Consider the following 25,388-nt stretch of genomic DNA (forward strand, 5'->3'; position numbering starts at 1 on the left):
CCAATCCCTCATCCGCTGACGCTACCACATAGGCCACCAGACGCTTATCCTGTCCCTCGCCCAACGCCAGCACCACCGCCTCTTGCACCACCGGATACGCCGTCAGCCGGGCCTCAATTTCACCCGGTTCAATACGGAAACCACGGATTTTCACCTGATGGTCATTACGGCCCAGGAATTCCAAGTCACCGTCCGGTAGGTAGCGGGCCAAATCTCCAGAACGATACATCCGGGCATCCGGTACACGACTAAACGGATCAATCAGAAAACGTTCAGCGGTCAACTCAGGACGATTCAGATAACCACGCGCCACACCCACACCACCAATATACATTTCACCGGCGCAGCCTAATGGTACCGGTTGACCATATTTATCCAGCAGGTAGATACAGGCATTTTTCGCTGGTCGGCCAATAGAACGGTCATCTTCCGGCGATAATACATCCTTGTAGGTCACCGTCACGGTGTTTTCAGTCGGGCCATAACCGTTCAATAACCGGGGACGGTGGGTTTCATGGGTAAACCAGTCTTGAATAGCGTTCTTTTTGACTGACTCGCCCCCAATGATGATCAGCCTGAGGCAATCCGGCAACGGTAATCCATGATCTCTGGCCGCCAGTTCAGACCAGAATAAGGTCGGCAATGACACCATCGTGACACCACTTTGCCGGGTTAGCCTGATGAATTCCTTCACAGAGGCCAACCAACGATCATCACGTATCACCAGCGTGGCGCCGTTACATAATGACGAGAAGAAATCTTCTACCGAGACATCAAAAGAAAAAGAGACGAATTGTAGCAGCCGATCTTGTGGCGTGACGGCATAAGTCTCATTAAAACCCAAATAACGCTGATAAATAGCCTGATGTTCTACCATCACGCCTTTCGGCTGCCCGGTTGAGCCGGAGGTGTAGATGACGTAAGCCAGATGCTGTGGCGTCAACGCCGGGACTAGCGGATTACTGTCCGGCTGATCCGGCAAAATATTTGGGTCAAGTACCATCAGCCCGGCCAATGCCAACTCGCCTAATGCTGCCCGGCCAGTTTCATCCGCCAGTACCACCACCGGCGCCGCATCATGCAGGATATGGGCTAAACGCTCACCCGGATAGGCGGTATCCAACGGGACATAAGCTCCACCCGCTTTCAACACCGCCAGCAATCCCACCACCATTGCCGGTGAACGCGCCACGCAAATCGCCACCCGCTGGTCCGGCTCTACGCCCAGCGTAATCAGTTGATGCGCCAGCCGGTTAGCACAGGCATTCAGTTCGGCATAGCTGAGAACCTGCTCTTGATACTCCAGCGCTATCGCACCCGGGTTTTTCTCCACCTGTTGTTCAAATAACTGATGAATACACAACGGGTCAGGATACGCGGTTTCTGTCGCGTTGCCGATTTCCAGCAACAATTTACGTTCTGCCGGCGCCAAAATATCAATTTCCCCAATCCGCTGCTGAACGTTAGCAACCATCGCTTGCAGCACCGTATGCAAATATCCGATATGTCGTTCGATTGTCGGGTGATCAAACAGAGCCGCTGAATAATCGAGATGACCGATAATCCCGCCCTCCTCCTCAGACAAACTCAGTTCCAGATCAAACTTAACGACATCAAAGGCTTGATCGACCGGTGATACGGATAGCCCTGGCAATCGCCACTCGGTACTTTCATTGTTCTCCCAGTCAAACATCACCTGGAACAACGGGGAATGCGCCAATCGGCGCGGCGGTTGCACGATTTCTACCACCTGTTCAAACGGTAAATCCTGGTGCTCTTGTGCCATCAGTGCGACTTGTCGCGCCCGTGCCAGCAATTCAGCCACATTCGGCTCACCCGATAAGTCAATGCGCAACGCCAGCGTATTGACAAAGAATCCAATCAGCGGCTCTACTTCCTGGCGACTGCGGCCTGCACTCGGTGTGCCAATCACGACATCTTCCTGATCTGACAAACGCGACAAAACCGCCGCCCAGGCTGACAAAATCGTCATGAATAATGTGACACCCTGCTGTTCACTCAGGCGTTTAAGGGCTTTTGTTAACTCCGCATCCAAATTAACCGGCAAAGTATTCCCCACAAACTCCTGCTCAAGCGGACGTGGCCGGTCAGTGGGTAAATCCAGCAGAACCGGCGCGTCCGCCAGCATGGTACGCCAATAGTCGGATTGAATTTGGGTACGCTCAGCCGACAACCACTGACGCTGCCAGGCGGCATAATCAGGGTATTGAATCGTCAATGGTGGCAATGGATCCGCTTGTTCTGTCAGGAAAGCCGTATAAAGGGTACTGAGTTCATGTATCAACACATTGACAGACCAGCCATCGGAAACAATGTGATGCTGGGTGAGCAAAAACTGATATTCATCATCCGCAAACCGGATAAGGCAGGCGCGAATAAGCGGACCACTCATGAGATCAAATTGCGTATAAACTTCCTCTGCTCTTAAACGTTCAAGTACCGTTTCAACATCCGGGATCCCGCGCAGATCATGTTGAGACAAAGGCAATCCGCTGTCCGGCGCCAATAATCGGACCTGAGGCTGACCGTCAACGGAAACGAAGACAGAACGTAACGCTTCATGACGGGCAAATAAGGCATTCAGCGCCCGCTGCCAGGCAGCAATATTAACTTGACCACGCAAGCGTAAGGCCACCGGAATATGATAGGTATCACTGACGCCATCAAGCTGCGCCAGGAACCACAAACGCTGTTGAGCAAATGACAGCGGCAATTCCCCCTCACGGGATATCGGCAGAATGGCAGGTAATATTGCGCGCTGTTTATCAAACCGGGAACTCATTGCCTCAGCAAAGGCCATTAAAGAAGGCGCTTTAAACAACGTGCTCAACGGCAATTCAACACCGAAAGTCGCGACACGGTTCATCATCCGCACCGCCAGCAACGAATGGCCGCCCAGCGCAAAGAAATTGTCATGCCGGCTAATCTGTTCAATCCCCAGCAACTCACGCCAAATCTCTGCCAATGCAATTTCCATTTCGCCCTGCGGTGCTTCATAAACCTGACGGGCAAAAGCCTCCTCTCCCGGTGCCGGCAGCGCCCGACGATCCAGTTTGCCATTCGGCGTCAGCGGGAAAGCATCCAACTGAACAAAGGCCGCCGGGACCATATAATCAGGCAAAATCGCGCTCAAGTAGTTGCGCAGGCTATCAACCAGTTCACCATCCGTTTCCGCCACCACATAAGCCACCAGACGCTTATCCTGCCCCTCGCCCAACGCCAGCACCACCGCCTCTTGCACCGCCGGATATTCCAGCAGCCGGAACTCAATTTCACCCGGTTCAATGCGGAAACCGCGAATTTTCACTTGATGGTCATTGCGGCCCAGGAATTCCAGATTACCGTCCGGCAGGTAACGGGCCAAATCTCCGCTTCGGTACATGCGCGCATCCGGGTTGTCACTGAACGGATCGACAAGAAAACGCTCCTCACTCAATTCTGGCCGGTTAAGATAACCCCGGGCAACGCCCACACCGCCAATATAGATTTCTCCGGCGCAGCCCAATGGTACCGGCTGACCATCTGAGTCCAGCAAGTAAACGCAGGTATTTTTCACTGGCTGACCGATAGAGCGCGTATCTTCCGGCAATAATATCGCCTTACAGGTGGCAATCACGGTATTTTCAGTCGGACCATAGGTATTTAACAACCTGGGACGATAGGCTTTCTGCCTAAACCACGCCTGAATAGCGCTCTTCTGTACTGCCTCGCCGCCAATAATGATTAACCGGAGACATTCCGGTAACGGTAATGCCGCCAGTTCAGACCAAAACAGCGTCGGCAGAGACATCACCGTGATACGATGTTGCCGGGTTAAGGCAATAAATGCCTGTACCGAAGCCAGCCAGCTATCATCACGCATCACCAGCGTCGCGCCATGAGATAATGATGAGAAAAACTCCTCGACCGACGCATCAAAGGCAAAAGAGGAAAATTGCAATACCCGGTCTTGCGCCGTCACTGCATAGGTTTCATCAAAACCTAAACTGCGCTGATAAACCGCCTGATGTTCTACTGTCACCCCTTTTGGCTGCCCGGTTGAACCGGAGGTGTAAATCACATAGGCCAGATGCTGTGGCGTTAATGCCGACACCGGTGGATTGCTGGCCGGTTGGTCAAGCCGGGTATTCGGATCAAGGACAAGCAACTCTGCCAGCAGCTCTTCACCCAGCGCCCCCCGTCCAGCTTCATCCGCCAGTACCACCGCCGGTTTGGCATCATTCAGGATATATGTCAGACGCTCAACCGGATAGGCGGTATCCAGTGGCACATAGGCGCCACCCGCTTTCAACACCGCTAGCATTCCCACCACCATGGCCGGGGAGCGTGACACACAAATCGCCACCCGTTGATCCGGCTTTACACCCAACGCAATCAGTTGATGCGCCAGTTGGTTGGCACGGGCATTTAATTCGGCATAACTGAAAAGTTGTGTTTGATATTCTAACGCCGTGACATCCGGCGTTTTCTCCACTTGTTGTTCAAACAGCTGATGGATACACAACGCATCAGAAGACGCGGTTTCCGTGGCATTCCAAGTTTTCAGCAACAGTGTACGCTCTGCTTCCGGCAGAATTTCCAACTGGCGTACCGGTGTTTCCGGGGCCTGTTCCAGTACTTCCGCCAAACTCTCCAGCGCTTGTTGCATGTACCCGTATATCCTTTCCGGATCAAACGGTTGTACCACTTGAGCCGTCAACCCCAGTGCTTCACCAAAATCCTCCACCGATAACGCTAACGGATAGTTAGTCCGCTCCTGTCCACCGAGGAATTCAATGCCGTTGATGATGTCATCCGATGTTGTCGGCAAGGCATTATGTCGATAGTTCAGCAAGCTACTAAACAGCGGTATCTCACCCTGCACACCACTGCAACGTTGAGCCAGCGCCAATGAAGCGTGTTCATGTTCCAGTAGTCCGGCGAATCGGGTATGGGCGATCTGCACGCTGTCCCGTACCGGGGTTTCATCCATATCCAACCGCAGCGGCAACGTATTGATAAATAATCCCATAGCGCTGTCAGCACCGTCCCCCGCCTGCATACGTCCAAACAGTACGGTGCCGAATACCACTTTCTCCTGACCACTGGTACGTGACAATACTTGCGCCCAGGCCACATGGCACAAAGCGGCCAAACTCACGCCCAAACGCCGGGCCTGATCGCGCAGACGATCATTCAGCCCAGTTGTCAGCATCCGGTAAAACTCTGTCACCTGTGAACCATCGCGATGCACCTCCGTCAACCCAAACGGCAGTGTCGGTTCATCGACCTCAGCTAACATCCCGGTAAAGAAACGGGTGTGTTCTTCCTGACTGACACCGAGCCGGGCCTGAGCCACCAGATTGCGGAAAGGAACCGGCGCAGGCAGATTACCCTCCTGACCGGTAAGATGCGCCTGCACTTCACGGTTCATCACTTCCAGCGTGGTGTGGTCACCTATCAGGTGATGCTGCTGTTCCAGCAAGATCCAGCGATCCTCTTCTGCCTGCGCAATCACAAAACGTAACAAGGGCGCCTGACCTAAATCGAGACGATACCGATGCGGGTCGAAGCGTTGGAACAACTGATCACTAACCAGCCCATCAGCCGGGTCGAGTGTCAATTCCGTCACCGACAAGGTTGCCTGACGCAAAACCACCTGCGCCGGTACGGATAATCCCCGCCAGATAAACGCCGTACGCAAGATATCGTGCCGATCAACTAACCGTTGAACCGCGGCCAGATAACGATCTAATAGAGATCGGTCAGCAAAGGCCATTTGACCAATCAACAGATACGGATCACCTTCGTTTGCCAACAGATGATGGAACAAAATCCCATCCTGCAATGGCGACAACGCATAGATATCCTGAATATTGGCTATCCCGCCCGGCACTTGTCCGACGATCAGATCAATGTCAGGCTGGGTCAGGTTAATCAGCGGCAACAGATCTGGCGTCAGCGCCGTCGTATCCGGTGTAATGCGGTTTTCAGGTACCTGGATTTCACGATGCTGATCCAGAGACTGAGCCAGAACCCGGAGCGTCTGATGCCGGAACAGCGTTTGTACCGAGACGCCCAGACCAATACGCCGCAAATATTCAATCATCCGGACAACCAGTAACGAATGACCACCCAACGCAAAGAAATTGTCATGCCGGCTGATTTGTTCAATCCCCAGCAACTCGCGCCAAATCGCTGCCAGAGCAGTTTCCACTTCACCTTGCGGCGCTTGGTAAACCTGACGGGCAAAAGCCTCCTCTCCCGGTGCCGGCAGCGCCCGGCGATCCAGTTTGCCATTCGGGGTCAGCGGGAAAGCATCCAACTGAACAAAGGCCGCTGGGACCATGTAGTCAGGCAACAACGTACTCAAATGTTCACGCAGACGGTTAACTAACCCGTCATCCGTTTCCGCCACCACATAAGCCACCAAACGCTTACCCTGTCCCTCGCCCAACGCCAGCACCACCGCCTCTTGCACCGCTGGATATTCCATCAGCCGGGTCTCGATTTCTCCCGGTTCAATGCGGAAACCGCGGATTTTCACCTGATGGTCATTACGGCCCAAGAATTCCAGATTGCCGTCCGGCAGGTAACGGGCTAAATCCCCGCTTCGGTACATGCGCGCATCCGGGTTGCCACTGAACGGATCGAACAGGAAACGCTCTGCACTCAATTCTGGCCGGTTAAGATAACCCCGGGCAACACCCACACCGCCAATATAGATTTCGCCGATACCGCCTAATGGCACTGGTTGGCCGTTGCTGTCCAGCAGATAAATGCAGGTATTTTTCACCGGCCGACCGATAGAAGCCACGTCTTCCGGCGATAATATCGCCTTACAAGTGGCAATCACGGTATTTTCAGTCGGGCCATAGGTATTTAATAACCGGGGACGATAGGCTTTCTGCCCAAACCACGCCTGAATGGCGCTCTTTTTAACTGCCTCGCCACCAATAATGATTAATCGGAGACATTCCGGTAGCGGTAATGCCGCCAGTTCAGACCAAAACAGTGTCGGTAGAGACATCACCGTAATACGATGTTGCCGGGTTAAAACAATAAATGCCTGTACCGAAGCCAACCAGCTATCATCACGCATCACCAGCGTCGCGCCATGAGATAATGACGAGAAAAATTCCTCGACCGACGCATCAAAGGCAAAAGAGGAAAATTGCAGCACCCGGTCTTGCGCCGTCACCGCATAGGTTGCATCAAAACCTAAACTACGCTGATAAATCGCCTGATGTTCTATCGTCACCCCTTTTGGCTGTCCGGTTGAACCGGAGGTGTAAATTACATAAGCCAGATGCCGTGGCGTCAACGCCGGCACCAGTGGATTGCTGGCCGGTTGGTCAAGCCGGGTATTCGGGTCAAGGACAAGCAATCCGGCCAGCAGGTCTTCACCCAACGCCCCCCGTCCAGCTTCATCCGCCAGTACCACCGCCGGTTTGGCATTATTCAGGATATGCGTCAGACGCTCAACCGGATAGGCGGTATCCAACGGGACATAGGCGCCACCCGCTTTCAGCACCGCCAACATCCCAATGACCATTGCCGGGGAACGTGATACACAAATCGCTACCCGCTGGCCCGGCTCTACACCCAGCGCAATCAGTTGATGGGCTAGTTGGTTGGCACGGGCATTTAATTCGGCATAACTGAGACGTTGTTCTTGATATTCTAATGCCGTGACAGCAGGCGTTTTCTCCACTTGTTGTTCAAACAGTTGATGGATACATAACGCATCAGAAGACGCGGTTTCCGTGGCATTCCAAGTTTTCAGCAATAATGTGCGTTCCGTTTCCGGCAAAATTTCCAGCGCCTGTACTGGTGTCTCCGGAGCCTGTTCAAGCGCATTCACCAGACTCGCCAGCGCCTGTTGCATATAGCCGCATAACCGCTCCGGGTCAAACGGCTGCACCACCTGAGCCGTCAGCCCCAGTGCGTCGCCAAAATCTTCCACTGACAAAGCAAACGGGTAGTTGGTCCGCTCCTGCGCGTCAAGGAATTCAATGCCGCTGATGATTTCATCCGCAGTGACCGGCGGCGTATTATGCCGGTAATTCAACAACGCATTGAACAGCGGCGTGCCACTGGCTACCCCACTGCAACGTTGAGCCAGCGCCAGTGAAGCATGTTCATGCACCAGCAATCCCGCCAGCCGACTATGGGCGACCTGTACGCTGTGCCGTACCGGGGTTTCATCCATATCCAACCGCAACGGTAAGGTATTAATAAACAACCCCATGCCATTGTCAACGCCTTCCCCTGCCTGCATACGCCCAAACAGCACGGTACCAAACACCACTTGCGCCTGCCCGCTGGTGCGCGATAACACCTGCGCCCAGGCCACATGACACAATGCCGCCACACTGACACCTAAACGCCGGGCCTGACCACGTAAATGGTCGTTCAACCCGGCCGTCAGCATCCGGTGTGACTCCGTGACCTGTGAACCGTCATGATGTGCTTCCGTTAGTCCGAACGGTAACGTCGGTTCATCCACCCCTGCTAACATGTCGGTAAAGAAGCGGGTATGTTCTGCCTGACTCACCCCCAGCCGGGCCTGCGCCACCAGATGGCGGAACGGTGTCGGCGCTGGCAATCTCTCTGCCCGTCCGGCAAGATAGGCCTGCACTTCGCGGTTCATCACTTCCAGCGTGGTATGGTCGCCAATCAGGTGATGCAACAGTTGCAACAGGATCCAACGGCCATCGGTTTCCTGCGCCACCACAAAGCGCAGCAACGGTGCCTGTCCCAAGTCAATACGATACCGGCACGGGTCAAAACGTTGGAATAGCTGATCACTGATCGGGCCGTCAGCCAGATTTAAAGTCAATTCCGTCACTGACAGTGGCGCCCGACGGCAGACCACTTGCGCCGGCACGGACAAGCCGGACCAAACAAAAGCAGTGCGCAGGATATCGTGGCGATCAACCACCTGTTGCACCGCCGCCAGATAACGGTCCAGCAAAGACCGATCGGCAAAAGCCTGTTGGGTTATCAGCAAATAAGGGTCACCCTCATTTGCCAGCAAATGGTGGAATAAAATGCCATCCTGTAGCGGTGACAAGGCATAGATATCCTGAATATTGGCAATCCCACCCGGTACCTGCTCAACAATGTGGTCAATTTCAGGTTGAGTCAGATCAATCAACGGCAACATTTCCGGCGTCAACGCAACCGTATCCGGTGTAATACCGTTGTCAGGCACCGGGATTTCACGATGTTGGGCCAGAGACTGAGCCAGGACACTGAGGGTCGAATGCTGGAATAACGTTTGTACCGAGATACCCAATCCCATACGCCGCAAACGTTCAATCATCCGTACCGCAAGCAGCGAGTGACCACCGAGGGCAAAGAAGTTGTCGTGCCGACTTATCTGCTCAACTTCCAGTAATTCACGCCAAATAGTCGCTAATGCTGTCTCAATTTCGCCTTGCGGCGCTTGGTAAACCTGATGGGCAAAAGCATACTGATCCGGAGCGGGTAGCGCCCGGCGATCCAGTTTACCGTTCGGCGTCAGCGGAAAGGCATCCAAACGGACAAACGCCGCCGGCACCATATAATCGGGAAAAATATCATTCAAATAGTCACGCAAGCTGGCGGCCAGCCCATCATCGGCTTCCGCTACTACATAGGCAACTAAACGTTTATCCTGCCCGCCGCCCAACACCACTACCCGTGCGCCACTCACCACAGGGTGTTCAGTTAGACGCGCTTCAATTTCCCCCGGCTCAACGCGGAAACCGCGGATTTTCACCTGATGGTCATTGCGGCCAGCAAACACCAGATTGCCATCCGGCAAGTAGCGGGCCAAATCCCCGGTCCGGTACATCCGCGCCTCTGGCGCATCACTAAATGGATCAGCCAGGAAGCGTTCCGCGGTCAGATCAGGGCGATTGAGATAACCCCGGGCGACGCCAATACCGCCAATGTACAACTCGCCCACCGTTCCTAACGGTACTGGCTGACCATAGATATCCAACAGATAAACCCGCGTGTTAACCATCGGCTGCCCAATCGGCATCCACTCATCCGTATAGTCTGACGGACAACGCCAGGTCGTCGCACAAACCGTGGTTTCTGTCGGGCCATACGCATTGAACAGCGTTACCCGGCCCCGCAATACCTGAAGCAACGCGGCACTGGGGGTTTCACCCGCCAGGACTAACGTGGGTTTTATCGTTATCTCCGGCAAATCAGCCCCTTCCTGGAGCAAAGCGGGCGTCAAACAGACGTGCGTCACCGCCTGTTCTTCCAGATAACGCCAGAGGCGGCGCGGATCCTGACGAACTGTGTCGGCTGGGATAGCCAAGCCAGCTCCCGCGCCCAGTGTTATCATGATTTCCCAAACACTGGCATCAAAGCTGAATGAAGCAAACTGCAACATCCGGCTGGTTACACGCATGTTAAGCCGGGCAATTTGGGTCAATACCAGATTAACCACACCGCGATGTTCAACCATCACCCCTTTCGGCATACCGGTCGAACCGGAGGTGTAAATCACGTAAGCCAGATGCCGTGAAGTCAATGCAGGTACCTGCGGATGACTGTCCGGCTGATCCGGCAGGATATTTGCATCGAGTACCGTCAGTGTCGCCAGAACCGCTTCACCCAACACAGCCCGCCCAACTTCATCCGCCAGCAAAATAGCTGGTGCAGCATCATTCAGAATATGCACTAGACGCTCACCCGGATAAGTTGGGTCCAGCGGCACATAAGCACCGCCAGCTTTCAACACCGCCAACAATCCCACCACCATAGCCGGTGAACGTGTCACGCAAATGGCTACCCGCTGATCCGGTACCACCCCCAATGCAATCAGCTGATGCGCCAGCCGGTTAGCCTGAGCATTCAGCTCCGCATAACTCAGGATTTGCCCTTCATATACCAGCGCTGTCGCCCCCGGATTCTTCTCCACCTGTTGTTCAAATAACTGATGTATGCACAGTTGGTCAGGGTACGCGGCTTCCGTTGCGTTCCAGGTTTCCAACAACAATTTACGTTCCGCTGGCGCCAGAATGTCAATTTTGCCGATCCGCTGCTGAACGTCAGCGACCATGGCTTGCAGCACCACATGCAAATATCCGATGTGTCGTTCAATTGTCGATTGATCAAACAGGGCAGTTGAATAACCAAGATGACCGACAATCCGGTCTTCTTTCTCAAACAGATTTAATTCAAGATCAAACTTGACGAAATCAAAGGCTTGGTCAATCGGTGACACCGCCAGCCCCGGCAATCTCCACTCAGTATTTTCATTGTTCTGCCAGGCAAACATCACCTGGAACAACGGGGTATGCGCCAGTCGGCGCGGTGGTTGCACGATTTCCACCACTTGTTCAAATGGTAAATCCTGGTGCTCCTGTGCCATCAGTGCGACTTGTCGCGCCCGTGCCAGCAACTCAGCCACATTCAGCTCACCCGATAAATCCATGCGCAACGCCAGCGTATTCACAAAGAAACCGATCAGTGGCTCCACTTCCCGGCGACTGCGGCCTGCACTTGGCGCGCCAATCACCACATCATCCTGACCTGACAGGCGCGACAAGATCACAGCCCAGGCTGACAATAACGTCATAAATAACGTGACACCCTGCTGTTCACTCAGACGTTTAAGGGATGCCGTCAACTCCACACCCAGATTGACAGGCACAACATTCCCGCTAAACGACTGTTCTGGCGGGCGTGGCCGGTCAGTGGGTAAATCCAGCAGAACCGGCGCATCCGCCAGCATGGTACGCCAATAGTCGGATTGAATTTGGGTACGGGCCGACAACCACTGACGCTGCCAGGCGGCATAATCAGGATATTGAATCGCCAGCGGAGGCAATGGATCCGCTTGTTCTGCCAGAAACGCCGTATAGAGGGTACTTAATTCACGTACCAGCACATTGATAGACCAACCATCGGAAACAATATGATGCTGGGTGAGTAAAAACTGATATTCGTCATCCGTGAGCCGGATAAGGCAGGCGCGAATAAGCGGACCACGCTGGAGATCAAATGGTGTATAAACTTCTTCGGCGCTCAAACGTTCAAGTACCGTTTCAACCTTCGCTATCCCGCGCAGATCATGTTGTGATAACGGTAATCCACTGTCCGGCGCCAATAGTTGTATCTGAGGCTGACCATCGACAACAATAAATACCGAACGTAACGCTTCATGACGGGCAAACAAAACATTCAGCGCCTGCTGCCAGGCGGCCATATCAAGCTGACCACGCAAACGCAGCGCCATTGGGATATGATAAGTATCACTGACGCCATCAAACTGTGTGAGAAACCACAGGCGCTGTTGAGCGAATGACAACGGCAACTCTCCCTCACGGGATATCGGCATGATGACGGGCAATGTATCGCTCGGTTGATCAAGCCGGGCGATGACCACTTCAGCAAAGGCCATTAAAGAAGGCGCTTTAAATAACTCAGTTAACGATAACTCTACCCCCAGGGCGGTCACACGGTTCATCATCCGTACCGCCAACAATGAATGACCGCCTAAAGCAAAGAAGTTGTCGTGCCGGCTAATCGGCTCAATCCCCAGTAATTCGCTCCAGATAGCAGCCAGTGCCGTTTCCATCTCGCCTTGCGGAGCTTCATAGACCTGGCGGGCAAAAGCCTCCTGCCCGGGCGCAGGTAACGCCCGGCGGTCCAACTTGCCGTTCGGCGTCAACGGGAAGGCATCCAGACGCACAAACGCCGCCGGTACCATATAATCAGGCAATATGGCGCTCAGGTGGCTACGCAGGCGGTTAACCAATCCATCATCCGCTGGTGCTACCACATAGGCGACCAGACGTTTGTCTTGCCCGTCATTCAGCGCCAACACCACCGCTTCACGCACCGCCGGGTATTCCACCAGCCGGGCCTCAATTTCCCCCGGTTCAATCCGGAAGCCACGAATTTTCACCTGTTGATCATTACGGCCAAGAAATTCCAGATTGCCGTCCGGCAAATAGCGGCCCAAATCCCCGGTCCGGTACATACGGGCATCCGCTTGATCACTAAACGGATCCACCAGGAAACGTTCAGCGGTTAACTCAGGGCGATTGAGATAACCACAGGCAACGCCATCTCCGCCCACATAAATCTCACCGATCACCCCTATCGGCACCGGCTGACCATCAGCATCCAGTAGATAAACACGGGTATTCGCTATCGGCTGACCAATCGGGATCCGAGTCACGCCCTGCGGTAAGGCCTCAATAGGATACATCGTGGTAAAGGTGGTTCCCTCGCTCGGACCGTAAGCCTGTAATAATCGCTGTGGCGGATGGTGATCCAGAACCTGAGCAATCACATGCAGATCGGGGATATCTCCCCCGAAAATCAGCACCTTAATCTGTGGTAGAACCGGGGATAATTCTGCCGCCAGCCGGTTAAACAACCCGATAGTCAGCCACAGAACCGTGACATGATGCACCTGTAACACCTGTACTAACTTGTGGGGTGTCAGCAACGTGGCATGGTCGATAACCACCAGCGTACCGCCGTTGAGCAACGGTGCCCAGACTTCAAACGTGCTGGCATCAAACGCCGGGTTAGCCGTAAAAGCAACCCGCTCATCCCGTTCGATTTCGGCATAGCCATTATTGATGACCAGCCGGACCACAGCGCGATGAGGCACTACCACCCCTTTGGGCGTGCCGGTCGAGCCGGAGGTATACATGATATACGCTGACCCGGCGCTGGAGCGCGGTAAATCAGGATTAAAACTGTCTTCTTCTCTGCGGGTATCCGCCTCACCGGAGAAGCGAAGCAGCGGTACCGAGAGGCCTGACGGAACATCAGATTGTGCATTGGTGATTAACAACTTAGCGGAGCAATCGTTCATCAGCCAGATTTTCCGCTCATCCGGCACACTGGGATCAACAGGGACATAAATCGCCCCGGCCTTGAGGATTGCCAACTGCGCCACCACCAGCTCAATGGAGCGTTCTAATAATATCGCCACATGTTCATCTGGGCTAATTCCCTGCTCGATCAGTTGGCACGCTAACCGGTTAGCGCGGATATTCAATTCAGCATAGTTAAGAGTCTTATCCCCTTCGATCAGCGCAATGGCCTCCGGTTTTTTTTCTGCCTGTTGCTCAAACAACTGATGAATGCATAACTGGTCAGGATACGGTGTTTGAGTGGTGTTCCAGGTTTCCAGTAATAATGTACGTTCAGCCTCAGGCAATAAATTCAGCTGTCGGACGGGAACTTCATCGTCCATCCTTTTCGACAGGGCCAGCACCTGTAAGTGTTCACTCATCCGCAGAATCTCTTCCGCACTCAGGCCATTTGCATCGTATATCCAGCGAAAACCACCCTGTGCATTGATCTGGAGGGTCAGTAACTCGCCGAGCATCTCCTGATCACACGGCCTGTCATCCTGTATCACAGAGACGGCAATCCGCCACGGCCGGCTTGTTGCCAACGCCGGGATAGCACGCAGTGAGGGAGTACGGAAGAGGAAATCAAGACTAAATGTACGATGCTGCGCCAGCCGGGCCAGTTCGTCATCAATCCAGTCAGCGACCATGCTCCACGGCTTATCAAACGCTATCTCCACGGCCATGGGCACCACAGGCGCCAGACCCGTTAACATATTTGGTGTCTCTTTTTCTTCATCCACACACCAGCCAATTTGGAATTCGGTTTGATGAGTCAAGCGCGCAAGATAAATAACGAACGTCTGCAATAAAAGCCGTAATGGATCTTCTTCACTATTTCCTGGCAATGGGGACTGCCAGGCGCTTATTGCCCAACTGGGTTCCGTTTGCTCCCCAGTGGTTTCGAAAGGTAATTGGAGTGGTTGTAAAGCAGCAAGACGCTCATACCAAAATAATTCACTGGGCATAAGTGCCTGGAGGATCTTCTTTACATTCTGATTCTGCGGTGAGCTGTCACTTACATTAGTGATATTTTCTGACGTCTGAGAGACAAGTTCAGTTTTAAGAACATTTCCCAATCTAACAATATTATCTTTCATCTATTCCCCCAACGAATCTGTTATAAATTCGAAAGCTGTCATTCCCGACAGTCAATACTCATGTTTTTTTCTTATTTCTTGCCCCAAGAAATGAAAACGGACCTGTCTGACATCAATCCAAAACAATCAGATATGGATGCCATAGTCCGGTTAATAACCTCTAATTAATAATTTTCCGACGCTAATTTCCCCGATAATGAAATAAATGATTTATCTTATGATTTTAAATAAGATATTCCTTTTTCATTCGATTCTTTATATGCGTTATACTAATTTGCTACAATTCTTATTGGCTGACACTGAATTACACCATTATACATGGGATAATTAATCTCATTTATTATGTATAGATACCAAATCACCACTGTATTTTATCTGTCTTCGATTAATTTCCAATTAAAATTATTTCAAGAATAAATCAGGTGTTTCGAAAAATAAACCAAACTGATTCACCTTAAACTATCAAAAAGTTTACCTTGACAGTAGCAGATAGAATAAGGCCTCCATCCCAATAATGGTAAAACACCTAAAAATAATTTTAACTCATTGAAAATTAAAAAACACCACTAAATATTCAATTATCTGAAAATATAAAACAAGGTTAAAATAATTCATAAAACATTACTTTTCAACAGCAAAAAACATCTGAATATCAATACCACAAAAGAAATCAATACAAATTAAAACTAACTTATTTATATATTATTTTATCATAACAAGATCACAAAATTAATATAATCAGTATTGTGTTTAATATCATAATGAAATGATTTAGAATCATAAATAACTTCATTGTGTATTATTCTATGATAATAAAATAATGTCATTTCCCTAACATTCAACGACATTTATTATTGCGCTATGGAATTAGAGGCTCTATTTAACATTATTAAAATTCAAGGTATCTGAATAACTATATAACAAGGGTTACACTCACCATTTTTCGATACTTATTACCGCCAAGAAATACATTAATAATACTTTATATTATCTCTGTTAAATCACTTAACAAAATAAGCCCTAATAAGAATGACATTAATTAAATATATTTATAATCTCTTTATAAAGTTATCTATTTACGCCTTCTATAACTCACATCTTTAAATGTCAATGCTAAAGCAGCTAACATAGCGGGAATGGATAAAATTGCAAAAATACTGCTATGATTTAATTCAAGCTTAATCAGCTCTGCTCCAAATAAAGCACCGCAGATCCCACCAAATCTTCCAAATCCTAACATCCAGGCAACCCCCGTTGCCCGACAATATGTCGGATAAAATTGTGCGGAGATGGCTCCCATCGATGCCTGAGCGCCATTCATTGTTATTCCTGCAAGAAATATAAAAATACTCAGTAATAATACATTCTCTCCCTGACCAATAAAGAAAACTAAAATACCCGCTAATAGATAATTAGTTGCTACCACCCTATGAGGATTAATTCGATCCATTAACCAACCAGAAAAAACAGCGCTTATTACGCCCCCCAAAGGAAATAATGCTGTCAGTGTTGCCGCCATGCTAATACTGAAACCAACATCGTTCATTAAAAATGGCAGCCAACTTGTCAGCACATAAAAGACCAATGCTCCCATGAAATAGGTTGTCCATAACATGCTAGTCCCAAGTAAGAATCGATTAGATAAAACCGCTTTAACTGACGATTTATGTATAATTTCTTCTTCATCAAAAATAAACTTATTTATATCATTTAAAGAATTACCGGTCATTTTAGATAAAATCCGTCTTATATTACCTTCTGCTCCCCCTTTCAAAGCCAGATATCTAAGTGATTCAGGTAATAAAGAGAAGAGAAATAGAGACAGAAATAATGGCAAAATCCCCCCTAAAATCAGAACGCCCTGCCAACCAAAATGTGGAATAATCCATGCAGAAACTATTCCGCCTATCGCTGCACCAAGAGGAAAACCACAAAAAACGATATTTATTAACAACGATCTCCGATGCTCCGGTGCATATTCAGACATTAGAGTGACTGCATTTGACATTGCGGCGCCAAGACCTAACCCAGTCAGAAAACGCAAAATAGTTAATGTCTGTATTGAACCTGCTAAAGCGGTGGCAAGACTCAATAGGCCAAAAACAGTGACTGATGTCATCAGCACTGACTTTCGACCAAACCGATCTGCAAGTGGCCCAGAAAAGATCGAGCCCAACGATAACCCCAAAAGTGCGGCGCTCATAGTCGGCCCAAGAATAGCACCTTCTACTTTAAAATCATTTATTACTGCTGGTGCAATATATCCCATTAATACAGTGTCAAAACCATCAATAACAACAATTAAGAAACAAAGAATTAATACTTGCCATTGAACTTTTGAAAGTTTTTGATTATTAATAATATGTTGGACATTGACTGTTTTAGTGCTATTCATATTGAATCACCAACCGTAAAGAAAACTGTTTTAATGTTTTCCGTGTTAATCTTATTTATGCTCATATTATTACTATGAAAAATATAATTGACGTTATTATTTTCAATTTATTACTGCATCAACTAACCCGAAATATGAAACTATACCCAATAGATTTCAAGTTGCAGCGCGGCGGCAAGTGAACGCATCCCCAGGAGCATAGGTAACTATGTGACTGGGGTAAGTGAACGCAGCCAACAAAGCAGCAACTTGAAAGATGAAGGGTATAAAGACATTAAGACCCATCAATAGAAGTCTTTCAGGATAAATATTACCACAAGATTACCGGATATATCTCGAACAGAAAGATAAGAATTGAAGAATTGCAGATAAAAAAATCGCATTGATAATAAAGAAAGAATATGATTATAAGAACCTATCCCACCACAGGTTCACTCTTTATGACAAAGAAGAACAAATAAAATAGCCTTAATGGGATAGGTAGTAAAAAAAGCAAAACAAGAAAATGAAAATCAGAGGTAATATTACACCTGAAATTTTTATAACCCTGGTGCTTTCCATAATGAAGTTGTCAAACCATGATCGACCAAAGTTAACTGATCGGCATATATCGCCTGCCAGTTCTCTTTAGCTTTTTGATACACTTCATAATGTTCAGGATTTGGCTGATATTCATGTTGCCAACGCACCAGTTTTTCCCCTGTCGCGCTCATTGCATCATAAAGCCCAACCCCGACTCCCGCGGCGATGGCGCATCCCAAAGCAGTAGATTCTTTAACCATCGGTACCCGAACCGGTAGCCCTGTCACATCAGATAAGATTTGGCTCCACAATTTTCCTTTTGAACCACCGCCAGCAAATACCAGTGAATCCGGTTTAACAGCCGAAAATGCAGAAATCAGATCCAGATTACAGACCGAGACAATCGCCGCATTTTCTTCCAATGCGCGGAATAATGTCGCTTTATTGCATTTCTCAGGATCTATCGAAAGGTTAATAAAAGAAGGTGCCGCGTGATACCAGGCTTTAAACCGCATCACATCAGAAAAAATTGGCATGACGCCATAAGCGCCGGCAGGTACTCTGGCAGCCATATCTTCCAGTAAGTTATATGTATCAACACCAAGACGCTCCGCCAATAATTTCTCTTCCGCGCAAAATGCATCCCTGAACCAACGCATTGTCAAACCGGTAAAGAAACTGATGGATTCCGCCTGAACCATACCGGGAATAACATGCGGGTTTATCCGTGTATTCATATTCGGGTCAGTGACCGGTTCTGGTAAATTGACAACCTGCTGCCAAAAAGTACCTCCGAGAACCGCGGTTTGTGCCGGCTTAACCACCCCTAAGCCAAGACAACCGAGCTGTACATCGCCTCCCCCCATAATGACCGGTGTTCCAACATTAAGCCCGCATTGAGAAGCGGCTTTTTCAGTGATGTAACCTAACAGGGTTCCTGTCTCTTTTACCGGAGAAAGAATATCAGAACGCAAACCAGCCATCTCAAGCAGGTTAGGACGCCAGTCACGGCTCACCAAATCCAGCATTCCTGTTGTACCGGCATTAGAGGGATCGACTGCCAATTCACCACTGAGCATATTCGCCAGCCAATCACTGATCATCGTTAAAGCAGCTGCCTGACGGTAAATATCCGGACGGTGATGCGCAAGCCATAACAGACGAGGCATCGCCCCCAGTGCTAACGTTTGTCCTGAACACCGATAAACATCATATTCAAAGGTGTTGTTATACAGCGCTTTCAACTCACTCACTTCACGGCTGGAACGCGCATCCACATTAGCACAGGCCCAGATCGGCTCACCGTTGCTGTCATAAAGCACAATCCCTTCCCGCATAGAGCAGGACGCCACTCCCTGAATAGCACTGGCGGGCAATTCCGCCGTTTTCAGTGCCTGGCGGATACACTGGCAAGCCAGTTGCCAGTTCTTCACTAAATCAAACTCCATTGAACCTGGTACATCAGGGACAGGCTGATGTATCCATTCAGCCTGCCCTGCGGCTATCTGATTCCCTTCAAGATCAAATATTACTGCACGAACACTCCCTGTTCCTGCATCAAGCGCCATCAGATATTTTCCCGATGGATTAACACTACGGCGTTGATTCATGATGCTATCCTCAGTTTAATGACTTTTTGAACTTATAGCCTTACCTCAAATTTTTTCTGTTTATTCACGGATAGATTGAATGCGGGTTCAGCGCAACAAATTCAGCATCGCTCTGGCGGTCTGCTCTTCCGTCACCAGCGCATTGATATATTGACCATTAAGTGCAGCAACAATGGCTTCCGCTTTGTCCTCTCCTCCCGCAACACCGATAACCGTTGGAATCGTTTTCAGTTCCGGCATAGAGATACCAATAAGCTCTTGATGAATCTGCATATCGTCCACCAATTGACCATCTGCTTGCATAAAATAGCCAAGGATATCGCCCACCGCGCCTTTCCGGCCAAACATCAGTTGTTCACCACCGCTGATATAGCCAGAACGCATAATGGTCGCCTGCTGTTTCTGATTAACTGCGCCGATGCCAACGATAGCCACATCAGCCGCGCAAGCCGCCAACAGCACATCACGGACGCTGCTCTCTCGACGGAATGTTTCGGCTACCTGAGCCGTCGAAGCACGCAGTGGTGTGGGGATAATACTGATTGGACAGACGGCATCCAGTTGGCCGATGCCAGTCATATAAGGACCGACACCACCGGACAACGTTACCAGCCTGATTTGTTGTGATGAGATAAAACCACTTAAATGCTGCAATGTGCACATGGTGGTTTCACCAAACCCGACTGCCAGTAATTGCTGTGGTTCAATTAACGCCATCAGCAAATGGGCTGCCCCAACCCCCAATCTGGCATTAAGATTCATATCAGCCAGTGCAGGTAAAACGCGCACTTGTTTCAAAGAGAAATGTTTTTGCAGGGTATCTTCCAGTTCCAGGCACCCCTCATAACGGGAGTTAATTTGTACCCGAATCACACCTGACTGCCGCCCTTTTTCCAGTAACCGGGAAACTTTTAACCGGCTCAAACCCAACAGATCGCCGATGTCCCCCTGTGTCAGGCCATCGTGATAGTAAAACCATGCAATACGCGCAAGCAGCTCTTCTTCACTCATGCTATTACCCGGATAGGTGTCCTCAGACGACACATTTTTCTCTTTAACTGATTTTTCTTTCGCTGATTTTATCAACATAACCACTTTCTTTTATCCGCATTCAACAGATAACCATTAAAACGTATAACACGCCAGAGTCTTACCGTAAAAATTTGAACATAATATTACGCAGATCTAATTTTTTCACAAAATGTGATCTAAATAGTGCCAATATCACAATTTAACAGCTACCATGTTGAACAATTGTTTTTTAGTTACATAAATGTTCATTTTATTTGCCTCAGCACCTGCATTAAGAGGATGCCGCGATGTTACATAACAACACCGCAGTACCACCGCTATTAGAAATCAGTGGCATCAGTAAGCAATTTTCCAGCGTAATATTGGCGCCGTCGAAGTTGCACCAAACAGCATTCAGGGCTACAGCTATGAAGCCAAAGGAAACAGCATTGTTGTTTTGCCTGAACGGGTGATTTTCACCAAAGACAATATCAATCAGTACGATTTCTAATTCTACTGTCCGGCAATCTCCGCCATTAAGGGTTGCTGGCCCAGTGTAAGCTAGTTAGGAGAGGAAAAATGGCAGATTTAGACGATATTAAAGATGGTAAAGATTTTGGTCTTGATGTCCCGCAGAAGAACAGTTTATTTGAACTGAAAGGCTGTGGCGCACTTGATTGGGGTATGCAATCACGACTATCACGTATTTTCAATCCCAAAACCAATCGAACTGTTATGCTGGCTTTCGACCACGGTTACTTTCAGGGGCCAACAACCGGCCTTGAACGCATTGATATCAATATTGCGCCGTTATTTCCGCATACTGATGTATTGATGTGTACCCGCGGTATTCTTCGCAGTCAGGTTCCGCCCGCAACCAATAAACCGGTGGTGTTACGTGCTTCCGGCGCCAACTCGATTCTGACGGAATTGTCTAATGAGGCGGTTGCTGTCGCTATGGAAGACGCTTTACGCCTGAATGTCTGTGCGGTAGCCGCTCAGGTGTATATCGGCTCTGAATATGAGCATCAATCGATCAAGAATATTATCAAGTTAGTCGATCAGGGAATGCGCTACGGGATGCCAACTATGGCAGTCACCGGCGTTGGTAAAGATATGGTTCGGGATCAGCGTTATTTCTCTCTGGCGACCCGCATTGCTGCCGAAATGGGCGCGCAAATTATCAAAACTTACTATGTCGATACTGGCTTTGAGCGTATTGCCAGTGGATGCCCGGTTCCTATTGTGATTGCTGGTGGTAAAAAGCTGCCAGAAAAAGAGGCGCTGGAGATGTGTTATCAGGCAATTGATCAAGGCGCTGCTGGTGTCGATATGGGGCGCAATATTTTTCAATCCGAAGCACCGGTTGCTATGTTGAAAGCCGTTCACGCGGTCGTACACCAGAATGAAAATGCCAACAAAGCTTATGAATTGTTTTTAAGTGAGAAAGGGTAAGGAGAATTAAGATGCACGTAACTCTGGTTGAAATTAATGTTAAACAGGACAAATTAGATAAATTTCTTGAAGTTTTCCGCTCCAATCATCTGGGTTCAATTCAGGAAGAAGGTAACCTGCGCTTTGATGTATTACGGGATGAAAATATTCCTACCCGTTTTTATATTTATGAAGCGTATGTCGATGAGAAAGCTGCCGATGCACATAAAAAAACACCTCATTATCTGAAATGTGTTGAAGAGCTTGAATTCCTGATATCTGAGCCAAGGAAGAAAACCTCTTTTATTGGTGTGATGCCAGAAATGAAATAAGTCACAGCAATATAACGACAAGAAATAATGCTGTTTACAATTTGCTGAAAAACCCGGGATGAGATATCCACCCGGGGATTCTATTCCTATGCTTGCTTTAATATTTATCTTTCAAAGATGAGGAAGAGGAGCAGTCATCAAAAGATGATCTAGTGGGAGAAATAACAATGAATAACCATTATGATGTTTTGATTATTGGCGCGGGTATTGCTGGCATTGGTGTAGCATGTCATTTAACAAAGAAATGTCCTGATAAGAAATTTATTATCTTAGAGCGTCGCCATACGATAGGCGGTACCTGGGATTTATTTCGCTATCCGGGCATTCGCTCAGATTCAGATATGATGAGCTATGGCTATAAATTCAGCCCTTGGACAGACACCAGTATTTTTGCAGATGGGCCTTCAATTAAAAGTTATATCCATGCAACAGCAAAAGAGTATGAAGTTGATAAGAAAATACAGTTTGGGCTAAAAATCACTCAAACTGATTGGTCAAATGCGACTCGCCAGTGGACCGTTACCGCGATTGACGAAATCAGTGGAGAAACCCGGCAATTTACCTGTGATTTTCTCGTCGCTGCAACAGGTTATTACAACTATGATGAACCTTATGTACCTAAATTCCCCGGTATTGAAGATTTCAAAGGCCCGGTAATTCACCCTCAACACTGGCCTGAAGGATTGGATTACAAAGGAAAGCGGGTTGTTGTGATTGGTAGCGGCGCAACAGCAGTCACTTTACTCCCTGCTATGGCAAATGATACTGAACATATCACGATGTTACAGCGCTCTCCGAGTTATGTTTTTTCAATACCAGGAAGAGATAAGATAGCAGAGTACTGCAAAGGCATTATTCCACAGCGCTGGATTTACACATTGAGTAGAAATCGCAATCTCTTTCTGTACCGTTTACTTTATAAAACGAGTCGATATTTACCCAACTTATTGAAATCGTTTTTGCTGGCGTCTGCTCGCAAACGTGTCGGCCCAGATTTTGACATGAAGCACTTTACTCCGAAGTATATGCCATGGGATGAACGGCTGTGCTTTATTCCCAGTAGTAACCTGTTTAAAGTACTGAAAGAAGGTAAAGCGTCTATCGTTACTGACCATATTGAACGCATAACTGAAAACGGTATCTTATTACAGTCCGGCAAAGAGTTACCCGCGGATATTATTGTTACAGCGACTGGACTGAAATTACATTTTATTGGCGGGATTGAACTCTCTATTGATGGGCAAAAGCAGCAAAGTCATGATCGCATGCTCTATAAGGGGACGTTGATACAGGATATCCCTAATTTTGCCTGTCTGTTTGGTTATATCAATAACGCTTGGACGTTGAAAGTTGATCTATCTGCGGAATATATCTGCCGTTTGTTGAACGAGATGGAGCGTCGCGGTGCGACGGTTGTGACACCATATGCTCAACCAGGTGAAATACTGGAGGACGAAAATATTTTTGGTGCTTTGAAATCTGGTTATGTAAAACGTGCAGCGGATTCTCTTCCACGTCAGGGACGCAGCTCGACCTGGCAGGTTCCACATGATTACAAAAAAGATAAACAGGTTTTGGAACAGCCTATCGATGATGCCGCGTTGAAATGGACATAACCACATTAAATGTTGGATGAAGAAGATATCCAAATAAAGGGAGGGACTCATAACCAGACGGTTATAGTCATCTTCTTCATCCTTCCGACAAGAATAAAAGGTAGCAACCGACGACAGCGATCAAATACCTTCATCATAAAACTAATAGCTCATTATTACCCATTTCTTTAACAACCAAGAAAAAATCAGTCCAGATATCACGCCAAAGATATGTCCTTCCGTTGAAATATCCTCTTGCCATGGTAACAAGCCAGTCACAATCCCACCGCAGTACACAAACACTAGAATCGCAAAGAAGAAATCTTTTGCTCTTCTCAGGAAAAAGGCGTTAACCAGCAGTAATCCCTACAGACCAAAAATCCATCCGCTGGCGCCAATATGAATAGCAGTGCGTCCATAATAACCAGACTAATGTTCCTTCCATAAAGATAATAAACAGGCTGGCCTGCACATAATAACGAATGGAGATAGTGGAATGCCAATTAACCCTTGAGTGCATCGGGGAATAATACCAAAATCGTTTAATACGCTACCGGTTAAACTCTCAAACAATTGGGTTATGATCAGTATTGCTGCTAATCCTAATCAGGATACGAAGGTGTTGTTTTAGCCCTATTTTCACTGTGTTGTTGCCTTATTAACTTCAGCTCTGCTTAAGAACAGAGATTTCAGAAGCACGTAGATTCAGACTCGGTCTTATCGCTTGGAATGTAAATGTGCCGCTTCTATGCGTTTCGTGCATTAACTCAAGCATTTTTATGCCGATAACGTATCAATAGTCAAGCACCCATCTGAAAGCCAGTGTCAATCCGCACAAGTCAAAGAACGAACAGCGAGTTGTGCCTTCTAATGCTTATTGTACCATTAGGCCCGTTTTCGTGGGTTGCTGAAAACGCAAATATAATGCCTTTTGGCGGCAACAGTTCAAAATATCAAGCAGATGAGTTGCCGATCGCAAAGCTTTATTATTTTTATCTGTGGATGGGGGGATATTCAGTGTAGCAGGGTCCAAAATGGTGTCTGGGTGAGTGCTGAGACCAGCTTAGTGAGAAAAAATGGACACAGCATTTTTCATAATGAAAAAAACAAACCCCATTATTTTGAATGGGGTTCGTCAACAGTCTAAAACAGCACCCAAAGGTGCTGTTTAGAATAAGCAATAACTTGTATCTTCAAACTTAATCGTAGATATTCACGCGATCACGTAACTCTTTGCCAGGTTTAAAGTGGGGAACGTATTTACCTTCCAGTTCTACTTTATCACCTGTTTTAGGGTTACGACCTACGCGCGCGGCACGGTAGTGAAGAGAAAAACTGCCGAATCCGCGCACCTCTATACGCTCACCATCTGCCAATGTTATTGCCATATGGTCGAGCATTTCTTTCACTGCATCTTCAACGGTTTTGGCCGAAATATGAGATTGCTGGCCAGCAAGTCTTTCGATTAATTCAGACTTGGTCATTAGTACCTCCCTAAACTAC

10 protein-coding genes and 1 pseudogene (1 of these 11 cut by a window edge) are annotated in these 25,388 nt (G+C 48.5%); 4 read left to right on the forward strand and 7 right to left on the reverse strand.

Going from position 1 to position 25,388, the window contains the following annotated elements; all coding sequences use genetic code 11:
* The 4 genes from LGZ99_RS06680 to lsrR form a co-directional block, all read right to left on the reverse strand.
* Positions 1-14,986 carry the 5' end (the start) of a non-ribosomal peptide synthase/polyketide synthase gene (locus LGZ99_RS06680; RefSeq protein WP_262978973.1) on the reverse strand. 17,294 nt of this gene lie to the left of the window's left edge, so only the first 14,986 of its 32,280 coding nucleotides appear in the window; its start codon is at positions 14,984-14,986; the stop codon falls past the left edge of the window.
* Positions 14,987-16,058: 1,072 nt separating this feature from the next.
* Positions 16,059-17,381: an MFS transporter gene (locus LGZ99_RS06685; protein ID WP_036838054.1), complete on the reverse strand. Its 1,323-nt coding sequence runs from the start codon at positions 17,379-17,381 to the stop codon at positions 16,059-16,061.
* A 539-nt stretch (positions 17,382-17,920) separates the two neighbouring features.
* Positions 17,921-19,513 (reverse strand): autoinducer-2 kinase, encoded by a 1,593-nt coding sequence (gene lsrK / locus LGZ99_RS06690; protein ID WP_036838056.1) that lies wholly within the window; start codon positions 19,511-19,513, stop codon positions 17,921-17,923.
* Positions 19,514-19,600: 87 nt separating this feature from the next.
* Complete coding sequence (gene lsrR / locus LGZ99_RS06695) at positions 19,601-20,602, reverse strand: transcriptional regulator LsrR (RefSeq protein WP_023044959.1); 1,002 nt, start codon at positions 20,600-20,602, stop codon at positions 19,601-19,603.
* A gap of 301 nt (positions 20,603-20,903) precedes the next feature.
* Between lsrR and LGZ99_RS06700 the strand changes: the two are divergent.
* From LGZ99_RS06700 to LGZ99_RS06715, 4 genes and pseudogenes are all read left to right on the forward strand, one after another.
* Positions 20,904-21,035: pseudogene (locus LGZ99_RS06700) on the forward strand (autoinducer 2 ABC transporter substrate-binding protein LsrB); the annotation flags it as partial.
* A gap of 68 nt (positions 21,036-21,103) precedes the next feature.
* Positions 21,104-21,979, forward strand: a complete 876-nt coding sequence (gene lsrF, locus LGZ99_RS06705) for a 3-hydroxy-5-phosphonooxypentane-2,4-dione thiolase (protein WP_036838057.1) — start codon at positions 21,104-21,106, stop codon at positions 21,977-21,979.
* Positions 21,980-21,990: 11 nt separating this feature from the next.
* Complete coding sequence (lsrG, locus tag LGZ99_RS06710) at positions 21,991-22,290, forward strand: (4S)-4-hydroxy-5-phosphonooxypentane-2,3-dione isomerase (protein WP_036838058.1); 300 nt, start codon at positions 21,991-21,993, stop codon at positions 22,288-22,290.
* A gap of 167 nt (positions 22,291-22,457) precedes the next feature.
* On the forward strand, positions 22,458-23,906 hold the full coding sequence (locus tag LGZ99_RS06715) for a flavin-containing monooxygenase (protein ID WP_036838060.1): 1,449 nt from the start codon (positions 22,458-22,460) through the stop codon (positions 23,904-23,906).
* Between the two features lie 141 nt (positions 23,907-24,047).
* Here LGZ99_RS06715 and LGZ99_RS06720 read toward each other — a convergent pair whose 3' ends face one another.
* From LGZ99_RS06720 to ihfB, 3 genes are all read right to left on the reverse strand, one after another.
* Positions 24,048-24,188 carry a rhomboid family intramembrane serine protease gene (locus LGZ99_RS06720; RefSeq protein WP_315903471.1) on the reverse strand — a complete coding sequence of 47 codons (141 nt, stop codon included), beginning with the start codon at positions 24,186-24,188 and terminating at the stop codon, positions 24,048-24,050.
* 46 nt (positions 24,189-24,234) lie between these two features.
* Positions 24,235-24,405 (reverse strand): hypothetical protein, encoded by a 171-nt coding sequence (locus LGZ99_RS06725; protein WP_235184720.1) that lies wholly within the window; start codon positions 24,403-24,405, stop codon positions 24,235-24,237.
* A 679-nt stretch (positions 24,406-25,084) separates the two neighbouring features.
* Positions 25,085-25,369 (reverse strand): integration host factor subunit beta, encoded by a 285-nt coding sequence (gene ihfB, locus LGZ99_RS06730; RefSeq protein ID WP_021325190.1) that lies wholly within the window; start codon positions 25,367-25,369, stop codon positions 25,085-25,087.
* Positions 25,370-25,388: the final 19 nt, after the last annotated feature.

Origin of the sequence: Photorhabdus temperata (assembly GCF_025384845.1) — a bacterium.
Classification (GTDB): domain Bacteria; phylum Pseudomonadota; class Gammaproteobacteria; order Enterobacterales; family Enterobacteriaceae; genus Photorhabdus; species Photorhabdus temperata.

Bases quoted from the DNA above. Each gene is read 5' to 3' on its own strand.
- LGZ99_RS06685 (WP_036838054.1), bottom strand. From the start codon at position 17,381: ATGAATAGCACTAAAACAGTCAATGTCCAACATATTATTAATAATCAA.
- lsrK (WP_036838056.1), bottom strand. From the start codon at position 19,513: ATGAATCAACGCCGTAGTGTTAATCCATCGGGAAAATATCTGATGGCG.
- lsrR (WP_023044959.1), bottom strand. From the start codon at position 20,602: ATGTTGATAAAATCAGCGAAAGAAAAATCAGTTAAAGAGAAAAATGTG.
- lsrF (WP_036838057.1), top strand. From the start codon at position 21,104: ATGGCAGATTTAGACGATATTAAAGATGGTAAAGATTTTGGTCTTGAT.
- lsrG (WP_036838058.1), top strand. From the start codon at position 21,991: ATGCACGTAACTCTGGTTGAAATTAATGTTAAACAGGACAAATTAGAT.
- LGZ99_RS06715 (WP_036838060.1), top strand. From the start codon at position 22,458: ATGAATAACCATTATGATGTTTTGATTATTGGCGCGGGTATTGCTGGC.
- LGZ99_RS06725 (WP_235184720.1), bottom strand. From the start codon at position 24,405: ATGCACTCAAGGGTTAATTGGCATTCCACTATCTCCATTCGTTATTAT.
- ihfB (WP_021325190.1), bottom strand. From the start codon at position 25,369: ATGACCAAGTCTGAATTAATCGAAAGACTTGCTGGCCAGCAATCTCAT.